This is a genomic window from Mesorhizobium sp. B1-1-5 (assembly GCF_006443065.1).
GTDB lineage: Bacteria > Pseudomonadota > Alphaproteobacteria > Rhizobiales > Rhizobiaceae > Mesorhizobium.
The window spans coordinates 1-15,853 of sequence record NZ_VFWS01000018.1 but is presented as its reverse complement, the minus strand read 5'-3'; the positions used below and the strand labels follow the sequence as shown (position 1 = coordinate 15,853).

General features: G+C 62.2%; 14 protein-coding genes. 5 read left to right on the top strand and 9 right to left on the bottom strand.

What is annotated here, in order from left to right; genetic code table 11:
• Positions 1-68: 68 nt before the first annotated feature.
• From rbsK to ugpC, 3 genes are read right to left on the bottom strand one after another with little or no spacing between them, the layout of a single operon-like run.
• A complete protein-coding gene (gene rbsK, locus FJ980_RS09310) occupies positions 69-998 on the bottom strand; it encodes a ribokinase (RefSeq protein WP_140542618.1) in 930 nt (309 codons plus the stop codon).
• 4 nt (positions 999-1,002) lie between these two features.
• Positions 1,003-1,455 carry an RbsD/FucU family protein gene (locus FJ980_RS09305; RefSeq protein ID WP_140542617.1) on the bottom strand — a complete coding sequence of 151 codons (453 nt, stop codon included), beginning with the start codon at positions 1,453-1,455 and terminating at the stop codon, positions 1,003-1,005.
• Between the two features lie 27 nt (positions 1,456-1,482).
• A complete protein-coding gene (gene ugpC, locus FJ980_RS09300; RefSeq protein ID WP_140542616.1) occupies positions 1,483-2,541 on the bottom strand; it encodes a sn-glycerol-3-phosphate ABC transporter ATP-binding protein UgpC in 1,059 nt (352 codons plus the stop codon).
• Positions 2,542-2,821: 280 nt separating this feature from the next.
• Between ugpC and FJ980_RS09295 the strand changes: the two genes are divergently transcribed.
• From FJ980_RS09295 to FJ980_RS09285, 3 genes are all read left to right on the top strand, one after another.
• Positions 2,822-4,498 (top strand): sugar ABC transporter substrate-binding protein, encoded by a 1,677-nt coding sequence (locus FJ980_RS09295; protein WP_140542615.1) that lies wholly within the window; start codon positions 2,822-2,824, stop codon positions 4,496-4,498.
• 195 nt (positions 4,499-4,693) lie between these two features.
• Positions 4,694-5,809: a sugar ABC transporter permease gene (locus FJ980_RS09290; RefSeq protein WP_140542614.1), complete on the top strand. Its 1,116-nt coding sequence runs from the start codon at positions 4,694-4,696 to the stop codon at positions 5,807-5,809.
• Positions 5,810-5,817: 8 nt separating this feature from the next.
• Entirely contained in the window at positions 5,818-6,735 is a 918-nt protein-coding gene (locus tag FJ980_RS09285) for a carbohydrate ABC transporter permease (protein WP_140542613.1), read from the top strand.
• 169 nt (positions 6,736-6,904) lie between these two features.
• Here FJ980_RS09285 and FJ980_RS09280 read toward each other — a convergent pair whose 3' ends face one another.
• On the bottom strand, positions 6,905-7,648 hold the full coding sequence (locus tag FJ980_RS09280) for a creatininase family protein (protein WP_140542612.1): 744 nt from the start codon (positions 7,646-7,648) through the stop codon (positions 6,905-6,907).
• Between the two features lie 3 nt (positions 7,649-7,651).
• Positions 7,652-8,218, bottom strand: a complete 567-nt coding sequence (hxlB, locus tag FJ980_RS09275; RefSeq protein WP_140542611.1) for a 6-phospho-3-hexuloisomerase — start codon at positions 8,216-8,218, stop codon at positions 7,652-7,654.
• 185 nt (positions 8,219-8,403) lie between these two features.
• On the opposite strand from hxlB, the gene FJ980_RS09270 reads away from it, so the two are divergent.
• Positions 8,404-9,426, top strand: coding sequence for an aldo/keto reductase (locus tag FJ980_RS09270; protein WP_140542610.1), 1,023 nt, complete (start codon positions 8,404-8,406; stop codon positions 9,424-9,426).
• A gap of 70 nt (positions 9,427-9,496) precedes the next feature.
• Here FJ980_RS09270 and hupB read toward each other — a convergent pair whose 3' ends face one another.
• From hupB to FJ980_RS09250, 4 genes are all read right to left on the bottom strand, one after another.
• A complete protein-coding gene (hupB, locus tag FJ980_RS09265) occupies positions 9,497-9,769 on the bottom strand; it encodes a DNA-binding protein HupB (RefSeq protein WP_140532907.1) in 273 nt (90 codons plus the stop codon).
• A 195-nt stretch (positions 9,770-9,964) separates the two neighbouring features.
• Positions 9,965-12,376, bottom strand: coding sequence for an endopeptidase La (gene lon / locus FJ980_RS09260; protein ID WP_140542609.1), 2,412 nt, complete (start codon positions 12,374-12,376; stop codon positions 9,965-9,967).
• Positions 12,377-12,650: 274 nt separating this feature from the next.
• Positions 12,651-13,925: an ATP-dependent Clp protease ATP-binding subunit ClpX gene (gene clpX / locus FJ980_RS09255; protein ID WP_040981372.1), complete on the bottom strand. Its 1,275-nt coding sequence runs from the start codon at positions 13,923-13,925 to the stop codon at positions 12,651-12,653.
• Between the two features lie 291 nt (positions 13,926-14,216).
• Entirely contained in the window at positions 14,217-14,852 is a 636-nt protein-coding gene (locus FJ980_RS09250) for an ATP-dependent Clp protease proteolytic subunit (RefSeq protein ID WP_095765152.1), read from the bottom strand.
• Positions 14,853-15,195: 343 nt separating this feature from the next.
• Here FJ980_RS09250 and FJ980_RS09245 point away from each other — a divergent pair, with 343 nt between their 5' ends.
• Complete coding sequence (locus tag FJ980_RS09245; protein ID WP_140542608.1) at positions 15,196-15,783, top strand: hypothetical protein; 588 nt, start codon at positions 15,196-15,198, stop codon at positions 15,781-15,783.
• Positions 15,784-15,853 lie beyond the last annotated feature (70 nt).

Here is a 15,853-nt window from a genome sequence, read left to right as displayed (position 1 = left end):
GCGCTCGCGTCAGTTGCGTTCCGCGATAAGGGGCCGCTAAAAAGCCGCAAAAATGGAAGGCGGAGGTCTCAGGCCCCGGCGAGCAGCGCCTCGACCTCCTGCGATGTCGGCATCGACGGCGCGGTGCCGGGGCGGGTCACCGAGATGCCGGCGACCGCGCAGGCAAAGCGTACGGCCTCCAGCGGCTCGACGCCTTTTGCCAGGGCGGCTGCGAGACCGCCGTTGAATGCGTCACCTGCCCCCGTCGTCTCGATCACGGGGCCGGCATTGACCGCGCCGACATGTTCGGAGCGGGCCTTGGTGTGCAGCAGCGCGCCCTTTTCTCCCAACGTCACGATGACTGCGCCGACACCCTTGGCCAGCAGCGCGTCGGCGGCGCGACGGGCGTCGTCGATCGACGAAACCTTGATGCCGGTCAGCCCTTCGGCCTCTGTCTCGTTGGGCGTGACATAGTCGCAGAGTGTGTAGATGCGGTCGGGCAGGCTGGCGGCCGGGGCGGGATTGAGGATGGTCGTCACCCCTGCCCCGCGCGCGACCTCGAGCGCCTTCAATGCTGCGTCGATCGGCTGTTCGAGCTGGGTAACGAAGACACCGGCGGACCGGATCAGACCGGCATGCGCTTCGATGTCGGCAGGCGAGATCAGCATCGCCGCGCCCGGGCTGACGATGATGGCGTTGTTGCCGCTGCCTTCCTCGACGAAGATATAGGCCGCGCCCGTATAGCTGTCCGGTGTGTCGATGACGGCGCTTTTCACGCCTGCGTCCTTCCAGGTCTGCTTCGCCATGTCGGCGAAGGCATCGACTCCGAGCCTGGTCAGGAAGGTGATGTCGGCGCCGAGCTTGCCTGCCGCCACGGCCTGGTTCGAGCCCTTGCCGCCCGGGCCGAGCTTGAAGGAATTGCCGAGGATCGTTTCGCCCAGGCGCGGCTGGCGGTCGGCGCGATAGGCGGTGTCGGCAACGAACACGCCTAGGATGATGATGGATTTGCCGGTAGCCATGTCCTTATTCGGCATCCGGCGGCACGACGCCCTTGCGGAAGGCAAAGCAGCCATAGAAGCGGCGCTCGCCGGTCTGGATCACGCAATAGGCTTTCTTGGAGCGATCGTAGAAGGCGTAGCGCTCGATAGAGATCATCGGCCAGGGCTTGCCCTCGGCCGCGTCGATCTCCTTCTGAACCTCCCTCTGCACCGGCGGGATTTCGTTCGGCTTGCCGACGATCTCCATGCGCGCTGCCGCATCGTCGACGAAGGTATCCAGCGGATAGAGCGACAGCACCGCCTTCACCACCTCCGCCGCCGTCGCATCAACGCGCAACAGCTTACCGAGCACCGTCTGCCTGGCCACGGAATCGGACGGGAAATTGGTGTCGGCGATTATCAGGTCGTCGCCATGGCCCATCGCCCGCAGCGCCTGGAGCACATCGGCATTGAGCAGCGGGTTGATCCCTTTGAGCATGGTTTCCTCTTGAAGGGTTGTGTGCGGTTAGAGACGCTTGCCGGTTGCGGCGTCGAAGAGGTGGACCTGGTCGAGACGCGGCTTGAGCTTGAGCGTGTCGCCCGGCTTGAAGTCGTGACGCTCCCGGAATAGCGCCACCATCTCGCCCTCGCCGAACCGTAGGAACACCAACGTCTCCGAGCCAGTCGGCTCGACCACCGAAATCGTCGATGCGACGCCGTCGGGATGGATTTCCAGGTGCTCGGGGCGCACTCCATAGACGACGGCCTGGCCGTCCGCCGCGGCGATACTGGTCGGCATTGGAAACGCCGAGCTTGCAATGTCGACCACGGGCTTCTCGCCCTTTTTCACGGTGCCCTTGAGCAGATTCATCGCCGGCGAGCCGATGAAGCCGGCGACGAACAGATTGGCCGGCCGGTCGAACAGCTCCAGCGGCGCGCCGACCTGCTCGATGCGGCCGTCGCGCATCACGACGATCTTGTCGGCCATGGTCATGGCCTCGATCTGGTCGTGGGTGACGTAGATGGTGGTCGTCTTCAGCCGCTGGTGCAGCTCCTTGATTTCGGTGCGCATCTGCACGCGCAGCTTGGCGTCGAGGTTGGAAAGCGGCTCGTCGAACAGGAACACTTGCGGATTGCGCACGATGGCGCGGCCCATGGCGACGCGCTGGCGCTGGCCGCCCGAAAGCTGGCGCGGATAGCGCTTGAGATAAGGCGCAAGGTCGAGAATATCGGCGGCGCGCTTGACCCGTTCGGCGACGACGGCCGGATCGGTGCCGCGCAGCTTCAGCGCGAAAGCCATGTTCTGCTCCACCGTCTTGTGCGGATAGAGCGCATAGTTCTGGAACACCATGGCGATGTCGCGCTTCGCCGGCGGCAGGTTGTTGACGACGCGGTCGCCGATCGAGATGGTGCCGCCGGAAACGGTCTCCAGACCGGCCACCATCCTCAAGAGCGTGGACTTGCCGCACCCCGACGGACCGACCAGCACGACGAACTGTCCGTCGGCAATATCGACGCTGACCTCATGCAGGACCTTGACGGTTCCGAACGCCTTGGCCACACTGCTGATCGCGACTTGAGCCATCGTCTCCCCTTTATCGTTTGCGGTGAAGCTAGCCATTGCGAACGGCAACGGCAAGTCGGTATCTTATGGATAAAAAGCCAATCTTGTTGACAAGGTAATCGATTACGCGAATAGTTGCGAGTGCCAATCCGACAGCCGGTTCTTGTCCCGGAAAATCGGAGCTCCAGGCGACGCAGGATGGGCCCCCCGTCCTCCTATGGTATAGGAGAACCACAGACGCTTCGGCGTCCGACAGATTGGCAAGTCAATTCACGACTGAAGTTCTGGGAGGAACATTGAGATGAGAGTCGATCTTTACGAAAAACTGGTGCGAGCCGGGGCGACGCGCCGCGATTTGCTGAAGGGCGCCGCCAGCATGGCGGCACTTGCTGCGGCGTCCGGCACCGGGCTCGGTGCGCTGACCAGGCCGGCTGCGGCCGCCGACGATCTGCGCGCCAAGATCCTGCAGATACCGGGCGTCGGCAAGGGCCAGCCGACGGATGCCGACTTCCAGAAGGTCGGCGAGCTCTGCCTCGAGGCGACCAAGGCCAATGTCAAGGAAGGCGAGTTTGCCGGTGTCGAGCTCACCTTCATGGGCCTCAACAACCAGAACCTGCACAACGTGCTGTTCCGCGGCTTCCTGAAGCCATGGGAAACTTATACCGGTGCCAAGATCAATTGGATCGACCTGGCGCAGGCTGACTACAACCCGCGTCTGCAGCAGGCCATCGCCACCAACACAGTCGATTTTGACATCGTCGAGATGGGCGCGCCTTTCGAAGGCGATGTCTGCGGCAAGGGCCTTACCTCCGAAATGCCTGACTGGGTGAAGAAGCAGATCGATATGGACGATCTGGTGGCTTATCTGAAGCCGCCGGTCGGCACCTGGAATGGGAAGCAGTATCGGGTGACCGTCGATGGCGACACGCACAACTTCAATTACCGCACCGACGTGTTCTCCGACTCCGACCTGGCGGCGGCTTGGAAAGCTGACAGCGGCGACAAGGCAGGCCTTACGGAATGGGGCGTGCCGAAGACCTGGCAGCAGGTGCAGGCTGTGACCAAATTCCTCAAGGGTAAGCAGATGAAGGGCCAAGACGTCTATGGCTATCTCGATGCGCCCAAGCCCTGGGGCGGTTTCGGCTTCTACTTCCTTGGCAGCCGTGCCAGCGCCTATGCCAAGCACCCCGATGACAAGGCATGGCTGTTCGATCCGGATACTATGAAACCGCGCGTCAACAACCCGGCTTGGGTGCGGGCGATTCAGGACGTCATCGATGCGCTGCCTTTCGAACCCCAAGATCAAATTAACGCCGACCCTAACCAGACCTGCTTCTCCCAATTCCTGGGCGGCACTGGTTCGATGCTGGCTTGGTGGGGAGATGCTGGGTCGAATGCGAAGACCAACGACTCCTCGGTCGTCGGCGACGTCACCGGCTTCTCGATCCTGCCGGGCTCTGACGACGTCTACAATTCCAAGACCGGCAAGTGGGAAAAGCTCGCCAGCGGTCCGAACTACGCGCCGAACTGCGCCTATCTCGGCTGGGGCGTCTATGTCATGGCCCGCGTCGATTCCGACGAAAAGAAGAAGAAGGCCGCATGGTCGGCGGCGGCTCATCTCGGCGGCAAGGACCTGTCGCTGTGGTGCGCGGCCTACCCGTCGGGCTTCCAGCCCTACCGCAACTCCCATTTCAATATCCCGGAATGGGTGGCAGCCGGCTATGACGAGGCTTTCATCAGTTCGTATCTGAAGTCTGAAGCCGACAGCTACAACCATCCAAACGCGGCGATCGAGCCGCGCATCCCCGGCATCTTCCAGTACTATTCTGCCGCCGAGGACATCCTGGCCAACACCTTTGCCGGCAAGATGAAGGCGCAGGAAGGCGCCGACGCCATCGCCGCCGCCTGGGAAAAGCTGACCGACCAGATCGGCCGCGAAAACCAGATCAAGCTCTACAAAGCCTCGCTCGGCATGTAGGCTGGCCTATGAGACGTCGCGGCCCGGTGGCACATCGTCACCGGGCCGCATTTTTACCGGCTCGGCCGGTTTGATGCGTTAGAGCAATTCCAGGAAAAGTGTGAGCGGTTTTCCGTCCGGAATTGCGTAAAAACAAAGAGATAGAGCGTTTCGCCGTTTCCGTGAAACGGTGAAGCGCTCCAGAAGGCGAGAGGCGTGGCTGAGCAGACTTCGACCGTGAATGCGTGGGCGGCACATCCGGCCGACCTGATCCCGGCAGGCCGCAAGCGCCTCGGCTGGGGCCTGCTGGCCATTGCAACCCTTGGCCTGCTGGCGATCATCGTCGTGCAGATCCTCTACAAGACCGAGATGTCCACGGTCGGCTTCGACACCTGGCGCCCGGTGATCTACGCCTATGTGCTGTGGGGCGCAGCGCTCGGCGCTTGGCAGGTGCTGACGCGCGGCGAGGACGGCCAGCGCGCGCTGTTCCTGTTGCCGGCCCTGCTGTTCACCATCGCCATGGTGATTTTCCCGACGCTGTTCGGCTTCTACATCGCGCTCACCGACTGGAACCTCAGTTCCTTTAGCGGGCGCAGGTTCAACGGCCTCGACAATTTCTGGCAGATGCTGGCCGACCCTTACTACCGCAACGCTCTGTTCAACATGGTGCTCTATGTGCTTGCGGTGCTGGTCGAATATGTCATCGCCTTCGGCCTGGCGCTGCTGCTCAATGCGCAGATCCGCGCCCGCAAATTCTTCCGCGTCGTTTTCCTGCTGCCGCTGATGCTGTCGCCGGTCGCAGTCTCCTGGATGATCGGCAAATCGCTGATGGAGTACCGGTTCGGACCGGCGGCGACGCTGGCGCGTCATCTCGGCTGGAACAATCCCGCCTTCTTCTCCGATCCGATCACCGCCCGCATCTCGATCATGGTGCTTGACGCATGGACCTTCATTCCGTTCATGATGATCATGCTGCTCGCCGGCCTGCAGGCGATGTCGCGGGAGGTGATCGAGGCGGCGCGCGTCGATGGCGCGAATGCGTGGCAGAGTTTCTGGCAGGTTACCTTTCCGCTGATGCTGCCGGTGTCGGTGACCGCGTTGATCCTGCGCGTTATCTTCAAGCTGAAGCTCGCCGACATCATTATCACGGTGACCTCCGGCGGCCCCGGCGGCGCCACCGATTCCGTTTCGAGCTTCATCTACCGCGAATATCGCGACCGCTCGAATGTCGGCTACGGCACCATGCTGGCCATGGCCTATCTGGTCATCATCGTCGTGTTCGTGACCTGGCTGCTGAAATTCGCCAGTCGCTTCGTGCGCAACGTCAACTGAGCGGCATCATGAGCGTCCAGACCACCGACTACACCGTTTCCGAAATCCGCTCGCCGGCGGCCTTCATCGCCAGCCGCGTCTTCATCTATGGCGCGCTTATCTTCTGGGCTTTCGTCTGCCTGTTCCCGATCTACTGGACGATCACCACCTCGTTCAAATCGGCGGTCGACGTCACCCAAGGTCATCTCATTCCCTTCGTCGACTTCACGCCTGACTGGAAGGGCTGGCGCTCGCTCGGCCTGTCGCCGGATTCGATCTCCCAGACCTCGACCGTGCGCGACGAATTCCTCAAACGCTTCATGAATTCGGTCATCACCTCGGTCGGCGCATCGAGCCTCGCCATCATCATCGGCAGCCTCGCCGCCTATGGCCTTGTCCGCTACCGCTACAAATTCGCCTGGTTCAAGAACGAGGACATCTCCTTCTTCTTCCTGTCGCAGCTCATCCTGCCGCCGGTCGTGCTGGCGCTGCCTTTCCTGGTGCTCTACCGCGAAGTGGCCCTCCTCGATACGCGCATCGGGCTCGTGCTCCTCTATACGTTGATGGTGCTGCCGATCGTCATCTGGATCATGCGCGATCAGTTCAATTCGATACCCGTTGAATTGGAGGAAGCAGCCCTTGTCGACGGGCTGTCGATCTGGGGCGCCTTTTTCCGCATCGTCATGCCGATCGCGCTGCCCGGCATGGTCGCCGCCTTCATCCTGGCGATGGTGCTGTGCTGGAACGAGTATTTCTTCGCCGCCCTGCTGACGTCGACAGATGCCAAGACCATCCCCGTCATGGTGGCGAGCCAGACCGGCTCGCAAGGCATCAACTGGTGGTCGATGGCGGCCTTGGCCACCGCCGCGATCGCGCCGCTGGCGATCATCGGCATCGCGCTCGAGCGCTATCTGATCATGGGCATGACGGCCGGCTCGGTGAAGTAGGATGACTTCCCCTCCCCCCTTGTGGGGGAAGGTGGCCGCGAAGCGGCCGGATGAGGGGTGTTCCAGGGAAAGCCGACGTCTCACTCCGCTGGAACACCCCTCATCTCATCCGTCTCGGCGCTGCGCGCCGATCCACCTTCTCCCACAAGGAGAGAAGGAAGAACCGCGCCTATTGCACCAGGATCGACCGCAAATGGTCAAGGATCATCGCGACCCCGATCTTGCCGAGACCCTCCGAGGCTTCCGCGGCGCTTTTCGTGTACCAGCCGGTGTTGTCGGCGAAATGCTTCTCGTCCACCGCCTCCGGGCATAGCGCCAGCATCAGCGAGGTTTCGCCGATGCCGGCATGGTCGAACGGATATTTGCCGTTCATCGCGGCCGGCATCAGCGGGTGCACCTGCACCCAGTTGAAGACATTCTCACCCTGCGCATGGCCGGCATAGTAATCGGCCATCGCGTTCGAGCCCCACCAGCCTTCGCCGCGCTCCTTTTCGAGGAAGCGGAAGATTGCTTGCCGGCCGGCGGTCTTGAAGGCCAGATCGGTCGGCATGCCGGCCGCGAAATTCTCGGTCTGATGATGGATGATGGCGTGGATGTTGCGGAAGCCGATGCGCAGCAGCCCGTAGAACAATTCCTCCGCGAAAGGCGAAAGCGCCGGGCCGCCGACCTGCACCGAGCCGCTGCCTTCCGGCGCAGCGACGGCATAGCTTGCCGCGCCATAATAGAAGGGCGGCAGGATAACGATTTCCCTTTCCTTCTCGATCAGTTCGACCGTCTTGATTACCGCCAGCGTGTCCATGCCGACCGCCATGTGCTCGCCGTGATATTCGAGCACACCGAGCGGCAGCACCACCGGCCAGTTCTCCTCGATCGCCTTGCGGATCTGGTGCGGCAGCATCAGCTCGTAGCGCATCCTCTACTCCATATTGGTATGCCTGGCGCGCATCGCTTCCGGCGTCGCATTGGTCAGCGCCTGGAGCTTCAGCACCATGATCTCGAACAGAAGAAACAGCGCGCCTTCGAACAGCGAGCCCATCGGCAGCACCGAGCTTCTTGCCTCGCCCTGGTCGCTGGCCATCGTCTGCGCCGGGATGACGAGGGCGAAGTCGGCGAGCTTGGCGGCGCTGCTTTCCGGTTCTGCCGTCAAGAGCAGCACCGTCGCGCCGGCATCGCGGGCAACCCGCATCAAGGTCAACACCGTGGTGGTCTCGCCGGGACCTGAGCTCGCCAGGAACACATCCCCTCGCCCCAGCGGCGGCGTGGTCATGTCGCCGACGACCGAGACCGGCAGGCCGAGATGGTAGAGCCGCATGGCGAAGCCCTTGACCTGCAGCGCCTCGCGGCCGCAGCCATAGACGGCGATCCTGCCGGCGCCGGCAAGCATTTCGCAGGCGGCGTCGATGCGAGCTTCATCCGTGCGCGCCAGCACCGCGCCAAGCTCGTCCAGCGCAGTCGCGAACATGCCTGATGCGGCTTTGGTCATGACGGCTCACCTTGCCTGCCGGGGTGCCGCTTGCCTCTATGGAATTGCGGCTCGCGACCACGAAAGGCTTGTTTTTGTTCATGCTACCACCGCGAAAATCGCTGTCCAACGAGCCTCGGCACTTTTGCTGGGCCACGAGCGTGATAGTGTCATGTTAGACAAATCACTCCGGGACATCGTCAGACATGAAGACACGGCACTTCGACCGCATCGGCAATGGCGGCATCACCTTCACCGAGCTCGGCTTCGGCACCGCGCCGCTCGGCAATCTCTATCGCGCCATCTCCGACGAGGACGCCAACGCCACCTTGGAAGCGGCATGGGCGACCGGCTGCCGCTACTATGATACGGCGCCGCTCTATGGCCTCGGCCTGTCGGAAACCCGCCTCAACCCGTTCCTGCGCGGCAGGAAGCGCGACGACTATGTGCTGTCGAGCAAGGTCGGGCGCATCATGCGCGTCGCCCCGCCGGACCAGCGCACCGGCATCGGCAAGTTCTTCGAGACGCCGTCGCGCCGGGAGGTCTACGACTACTCCTATGACGGCGTCATGCGCTCCTTCGAGGCCTCGCTTGAACGTCTAGGTGTCGACCGCATCGACATCCTCTTCGTCCACGACGTCGACATCTTTACCCATGGCAGCAAGGAAGCCTCCGACGCCCGGATAGAGGAGTTCATGTCGTCCGGCTATTACGGGTTGCTTTCGCTGCGCGACCAGGGCGTCATCAAGGCCTTTGGCGGCGGCATCAACGAGTGGCAGGTGGCACAGACACTCGCCGAACGCGGCGATTTCGACCTGTTCCTGCTCGCCGGCCGCTACACGCTGCTCGAGCAGGAGGCGCTGGAATCGTTCCTGCCGCTTTGCCAGAAGCGCGGCATCGGCATCGTGCTGGGCGGCCCCTACAATTCGGGCGTGCTGGCGACCGGCCCGAAGCCCGGAGCCTTCTACAATTACAGCGAGGCGCCGAAGGAGATCCTGGATCGCGTTGCGCGTATCGAAGCCGTCTGCAAGCGCCACAATGTGCGCCTGATCGAGGCGGCGCTCCAATTCCCGCTGCAGCATCCTTCGGTGGTGTCGGTGATCCCTGGCGGCCAGCGGCGGGCCGAAGTCGAAAGCAACCGCGCCCTGCTCGACACCAAGATACCTGCGGCGCTGTGGGCGGATTTGAAACAGGAAGGCCTGATGCGCGCCGACGCGCCGACGGCCTGAGCGGCCGCGAACAGCCGCAAAAAAGAAAAGCCGGGCTTGCCCGGCTTTTCTGGTCTTAAAAGAAAAGGTCTTAGTTGACCGCGTCCTTGAGGCCCTTGCCGGCCGAGAACTTCGGCACGGTGCGCGCCGGAATCTGCACTTCCGCGCCGGTCTGCGGGTTGCGGCCGGTCGAAGCAGCGCGTTTTGACACGGTGAAATTTCCGAAGCCGACAAGCCGGACATCGCCGCCCTTCTTCAGTTCGCCAGTGATCACGGAGAACACCGCATCGACGGCGGACTGCGCATCAGCCTTCGAAATGCTTGCGGAGTCGGCGACGGCGGACACCAGTTCGTTCTTGTTCATAAAAATTCCCTTCCATGAGAAAACCGGAACCACGACTCATCCGGCAGGAAACGGACTTTAGAAAGAAGCGCTCCGGAACCCAAGCCCGAAAACCGCGGAATTCCGGGCTTTTTTCCACTTTTTCGTGGCTTTTCACATGAAAAAGCCGGGCTTGAAGCCCGGCTCTCTCTTTGTGCGCTGCAATATTAGAAAGAACTAATGAGCAAGCGACTTTCCGGCTTCGTCGCCGCTGTCGACCGGAGCCGGCGCATTGACCGGCTCGACCCACTCGATCGGCTCCGGCATCCTGGTCAGCGCGTGAGCGAGCACCTCGCCGACCCGCGAGACCGGGACGATCTCCATGCCGTTCTTCACGTTGTCCGGAATCTCCGCCAGATCCTTGACGTTTTCTTCCGGGATCAGGACCTTCTTGATGCCGCCGCGCAACGCCGCGAGCAGCTTCTCCTTCAGGCCGCCAATCGGCAGAATACGGCCGCGCAGCGTGATCTCGCCGGTCATCGCCACATCGGCGCGGACCGGAATACCCGTCAGCACCGACACGATGGCCGTGGCCATGGCCGCACCGGCGGACGGGCCGTCCTTCGGCGTGGCACCCTCCGGCAAATGCACGTGGATGTCGCGCTTGTCGAACAGCGGCGGCTCGATGCCGAAATCGATGGCGCGCGAGCGGACGTAGGACGCCGCCGCCGAGATCGATTCCTTCATCACGTCGCGCAAATTGCCGGTCACCGTCATGCGACCCTTGCCGGGCATCATGACGCCTTCGACCGTCAGCAGCTCGCCGCCGACTTCCGTCCAGGCAAGACCCGTGACCACGCCGACCTGATCGTCGGCCTCGATCTGGCCGAAGCGGAAGCGCGGCACGCCGAGATAATCGGCGAGGTTGTCCGCCGTGATCTTCACCGTCTTCTTCTTCGTCCGCAGGATCTCGGTCACCGCCTTGCGGCCGAGCTTCATCAGCTCGCGTTCCAGGCTGCGCACGCCGGCTTCCCGCGTGTAGGTCTGGATGATGCCGCGGATCGCGTCCTCGCCGACCGAGAATTCGTTCGGCTGCAGGGCATGGTCGCGGATCACCTTGGGCATCAGGTGACGCTTGGCGATCTCGATCTTCTCGTCCTCGGTGTAGCCGGCGATACGGATGATTTCCATGCGGTCCATCAAGGGCGCAGGGATGTTCAGCGTGTTCGCCGTCGTCACGAACATCACGCTCGACAGGTCGTATTCGACCTCGAGGTAATGATCCATGAACGTCGAGTTCTGTTCCGGATCGAGCACTTCCAGCAGAGCCGACGACGGATCGCCGCGGAAGTCCTGGCCCATCTTGTCGATCTCATCGAGCAGGAAGAGCGGGTTGGACTTCTTGGCCTTCTTCATCGACTGGATGACCTTGCCGGGCATCGAGCCGATATAGGTCCGCCTGTGGCCACGGATCTCGGCCTCGTCGCGCACGCCGCCGAGCGCCATGCGGATGAACTCGCGGCCGGTGGCCTTGGCGATCGACTTGCCGAGCGAGGTCTTGCCGACGCCGGGCGGGCCGACGAGGCACAGGATCGGCCCCTTCAGCTTCTTCTGGCGGCTCTGCACGGCGAGATACTCGACGATGCGTTCCTTGACCTTGTCGAGGCCGAAGTGATCGGCATCGAGCACGTCCTGCGCAAAGGCGAGGTCCTGCTTGACCTTGGAGTTCTTGCCCCACGGGATCGACAAGAGCCAATCGAGATAGTTGCGCACGACCGTCGATTCAGCCGACATCGGCGACATCGAGCGCAGCTTCTTCAACTCGGCCTCCGCCTTTTCGCGGGCCTCCTTGGAAAGCTTGGTCTTCTTGATGCGCGCCTCGATCTCGGCGGCCTCGTCGCGGCCGTCCTCGCCCTCGCCGAGCTCCTTCTGGATCGCCTTCATCTGCTCGTTGAGGTAGTACTCGCGCTGCGTCTTCTCCATCTGGCGCTTGACGCGCGAACGGATGCGCTTTTCCACCTGGAGCACGGAGATTTCGGCTTCCATGAAGCCCATCGCCTTCTCCAGACGCTCCTTGACGGAAAGCGTTGCAAGCATCTCCTGCTTCTCGGGGATCTTGATGGCGAGATGCGATGCAACCGTATCGGCGAGCTTGGAATAATCGTCGATCTGGCTGGCGGCACCCACCACTTCGGGCGAGATCTTCTTGTTCAGCTTGACGTAATTCTCGAAGTCGGTGACGACCGAGCGGGCAAGCGCCTCGATTTCGACCTCTTCCTCTTCCGGCTCGGCGAGCGCCGTGGCGCGGGCCTCATGGAAATCGGCACGGTCGGTGAACGAGACGATTTTGGCGCGCGAGGCGCCCTCGACCAGCACCTTCACCGTGCCGTCGGGAAGCTTCAAAAGCTGCAGCACATTGGCGAGCGTGCCGATGTCGAAAATCGCACCGGGCTCAGGATCGTCGTCGGCTGCATTCATCTGGGTGGCAAGCAGGATCTGTTTTTCCTGACCCATCACCTCTTCCAGCGCCTTGATCGACTTTTCACGGCCCACGAAGAGCGGAACGATCATATGCGGGAACACGACGATATCGCGCAGTGGGAGGACTGCGAAAACGCCGTCGCCGGAAGCCTTGGATATCTTGGCCATTGTCCAACCTTTCATGTCGCGGCCGCTTATTTAGCCAACCGCGAATCTCATATTAACGACCGAGCGTCGTTCCGCCTACCACCGTTTGTGACGGGAATTTTACAGCACAGAATTCGGCGCCTCGGCCTTCTGTTGTTAGGTGGATGTAGCCGAGGCAAAGATCAAGGGTTAACACGGTCCTTCGAGCCCTTCCACTGCTCGCCTCCCCGCCCTTGACAGCAAAACGGCGCCACGCGGGCGCCGTTCCATGAAAATTGTCGGGCACAGTGCCATTTCAGGCGCTGACATTGCCCTTCTTTTCCTTCTGTTCGGAATAGATGTAGAGCGGCCGGGCGTTGCCGGACACCACCTCTTCCGAAATCACCACCTCGCGCACGCCTTCCAGCGCCGGCAGCTCGAACATGGTGTCGAGCAGGATAGCTTCCATGATGGAGCGCAGGCCGCGCGCGCCGGTCTTGCGCTCGATGGCGCGCTTGGCGATCGCCGACAGCGCGTTCTCGTGGAACGTCAGGTCGACATTCTCCATCTCGAACAGCCGCTGATACTGCTTGACCAGCGCGTTCTTCGGTTCGGTCAGGATCTGGATCAGCGCCGGCTCGTCGAGGTCTTCCAGCGTCGCCAGGACCGGCAGACGACCGACGAATTCCGGGATCAGGCCGAATTTCAGGAGATCCTCCGGCTCGACCTGGCGGAACAGGTCGCCGGTACGCCGATCCTCGGGCGAAGCCACGGTGGCGCCGAAGCCGATCGAGGTCTTGCGGCCGCGATCCGAGATGATCTTGTCCAACCCCGCGAAGGCGCCGCCGCAGATGAACAGGATGTTGGCGGTGTCGACCTGGAGGAATTCCTGCTGCGGATGCTTGCGGCCGCCCTGCGGCGGCACGGAGGCGACCGTGCCTTCCATGATCTTCAGGAGCGCCTGCTGCACGCCCTCGCCCGACACGTCGCGGGTGATCGAGGGATTGTCCGACTTGCGCGAGATCTTGTCGATTTCGTCGATATAAACGATGCCGCGCTGCGCCCGCTCGACATTGTAGTCGGCCGACTGCAACAGCTTCAGGATGATGTTCTCGACATCCTCGCCGACGTAGCCGGCCTCGGTCAGCGTCGTGGCGTCGGCCATGGTGAACGGCACGTCGATGATGCGGGCGAGCGTCTGCGCAAGAAGCGTCTTGCCGCAGCCGGTCGGGCCGATCAGAAGGATGTTGGACTTGGCCAGCTCGACGTCGTTGTTCTTGCCGGCATGCGCCAGGCGCTTGTAGTGGTTGTGAACCGCCACCGACAGCACGCGCTTGGCATAGGGCTGGCCGATGACGTAATCGTCGAGGACCTTGAGGATTTCCTGCGGTGTCGGCACGCCTTCGCGCGACTTCACCATCGAGGTCTTGTTCTCCTCGCGGATGATGTCCATGCATAGCTCGACGCATTCGTCGCAGATAAAGACCGTCGGCCCGGCGATCAGCTTGCGGACCTCGTGCTGGCTCTTGCCGCAAAACGAGCAGTAGAGGGTGTTCTTTGAATCACCGCCGCCGTTGCTGACCTTGCTCATTTTTCTGTCCTTTCACCGACGCCCGCCGACCGTCTGGCTTTGAGTGACGTCTTCACCAATCTATCGCGGGAATCCGCCGCCGCCAGTGTCCCGGCTCACACAGCGCATTCCGTACGAAACACAAATCAGAAAACGCGGCAATGATTCGCAGCAACCCCACGCAAAGCTAAGCCGTCGAAAATCAACATAGCCTTAACGTAGGCAATCCCAACGCCTGAGGGAACAGCCAAATGTGGCCGAAATGCCGCAAGACGCGCCAAAACCGCGTTATGCTGCCATTTGCCGTCGAGGTCAGGCTGAAGCGGTGGCTGTCTCGACCGCCTCGCGGCTGGAAATGACCTTGTCGATCAGTCCGAAGTCCCTGGCCTCGTCCGCGGTCATGAAATGGTCGCGGTCGAGCGTCTTCTCGATCTCGTCATAGCTCTTGCCGGTGTGCTTGACATAGACCTCGTTCAAGCGGCGCTTCAGCTTGATGATGTCTTGCGCATGACGTTCGATGTCCGAGGCCTGGCCCTGGAAGCCGCCTGACGGCTGATGGACCATGATCCGGGCGTTCGGCGTGGCAAAGCGCATATCCTTGTGGCCGGCGGTCAGAAGCAGCGAACCCATCGAGGCAGCCTGGCCGATGCAGAGCGTCGACACCGCCGGCTTGATGAACTGCATCGTGTCGTAGATCGCCATGCCCGAGGTGACGACGCCGCCCGGCGAATTGATATAGAGGTTGATTTCCTTCTTGGGGTTCTCTGCCTCGAGGAACAAAAGCTGTGCACAAACCAGCGTCGCCATCCCGTCCTCGACCGGACCGGTGATGAAGATGATGCGTTCCTTCAAGAGGCGCGAGAAAATGTCATAGGCACGCTCGCCGCGGTTGGTCTGCTCGACCACCATCGGAACGAGGTTCATGTAGGTTTCAACGGGGTTCTTCATGGACTACCCTTGTTGGAGATGGATTCCGGCACCTTGGTATATCAGCAATCGCGCGGAATCGTTCTGGATTGGTTACGACCTAAATAGGATGCCGGCTCACCCTAGCGCAAGGCCGCCTCTCCTAGCCATCTGGTTAACTCGAATCAAGCGCGGCAAGCCCGCGGAGCACGGGCGCCCTGGCCTAATGGGACGGCCCGGTCTCGGCTGGCCCCCGAAAGCCGCTCGCAAGGTAGCAATTCCTTAACCGCAATGCTTAACGAAAAGCCTTGAAATCGCTGTCCGCCCCCGGAGCTTCCGTTACAGTCCTGCGTTGTGAAGACGTCCTTTTCAACGGGGGAATGTCATGATCCGCAAAAGCTCCGCATCGCTGGCGGCAGTCGCGATGCTTGCCAGCGTCTGTGAAACCGCCGCAGGCAGCCGCGCGCTCGAATGCTACGAGCCGACCCACAGGCCGGCACTTTACGATACCGTCTACGAGGACGTGATGCTGAACCCCGGCGGACAGGTGGTCGACTACGACGCGCCGATTTACGGCACCTACCAGGGCGTGGAGCAGATCGCGCCGGCGCGCGTCACTTATGAGAGGGTGCCTGCGGTGACGCGCACGATCTACCACACGGTCAAGGTCGACGATGCCGGCTATGCCTGGGAATGGCGCGTCATCCATGGCCGCAAGGTGCTGTGCAAGGTATGGCGCAAGGCCCGCTATGCGCGCGTCGCCGAAACGGTCGTGATCCAGCCGGAGCGCGTCCGGCGCGTGGTTCAGCCGGCGGAATTTGAAGCGGTTGCCCATGAAGTGCTGGTGCGGCCGCAACAGGTCCGCATCCGGGAAATCCCGCCGTCTTACGGGACGGTAGCGCGTAGAGTGGCGGTGCGGGAAGGTTCGACCAGTTGGCGGCGCGTGCACATTCCGCGGCACTGCCAGGATTAGGCGGTACTTCGCCTGAGGATTGCAGCCGGCCGGGCGACGGTGTAGCCCCGCCGGCCGGAGCGGTCGCCCG

Bases quoted from the DNA above. Each gene is read 5' to 3' on its own strand.
- FJ980_RS09245 (WP_140542608.1), top strand. From the start codon at position 15,196: ATGATCCGCAAAAGCTCCGCATCGCTGGCGGCAGTCGCGATGCTTGCC.
- hupB (WP_140532907.1), bottom strand. From the start codon at position 9,769: ATGAACAAGAACGAACTGGTGTCCGCCGTCGCCGACTCCGCAAGCATT.
- FJ980_RS09305 (WP_140542617.1), bottom strand. From the start codon at position 1,455: ATGCTCAAAGGGATCAACCCGCTGCTCAATGCCGATGTGCTCCAGGCG.
- FJ980_RS09280 (WP_140542612.1), bottom strand. From the start codon at position 7,648: ATGCGCTACGAGCTGATGCTGCCGCACCAGATCCGCAAGGCGATCGAG.
- hxlB (WP_140542611.1), bottom strand. From the start codon at position 8,218: ATGACCAAAGCCGCATCAGGCATGTTCGCGACTGCGCTGGACGAGCTT.
- FJ980_RS09270 (WP_140542610.1), top strand. From the start codon at position 8,404: ATGAAGACACGGCACTTCGACCGCATCGGCAATGGCGGCATCACCTTC.
- clpX (WP_040981372.1), bottom strand. From the start codon at position 13,925: ATGAGCAAGGTCAGCAACGGCGGCGGTGATTCAAAGAACACCCTCTAC.
- lon (WP_140542609.1), bottom strand. From the start codon at position 12,376: ATGGCCAAGATATCCAAGGCTTCCGGCGACGGCGTTTTCGCAGTCCTC.
- FJ980_RS09250 (WP_095765152.1), bottom strand. From the start codon at position 14,852: ATGAAGAACCCCGTTGAAACCTACATGAACCTCGTTCCGATGGTGGTC.
- rbsK (WP_140542618.1), bottom strand. From the start codon at position 998: ATGGCTACCGGCAAATCCATCATCATCCTAGGCGTGTTCGTTGCCGAC.
- FJ980_RS09295 (WP_140542615.1), top strand. From the start codon at position 2,822: ATGAGAGTCGATCTTTACGAAAAACTGGTGCGAGCCGGGGCGACGCGC.
- ugpC (WP_140542616.1), bottom strand. From the start codon at position 2,541: ATGGCTCAAGTCGCGATCAGCAGTGTGGCCAAGGCGTTCGGAACCGTC.
- FJ980_RS09285 (WP_140542613.1), top strand. From the start codon at position 5,818: ATGAGCGTCCAGACCACCGACTACACCGTTTCCGAAATCCGCTCGCCG.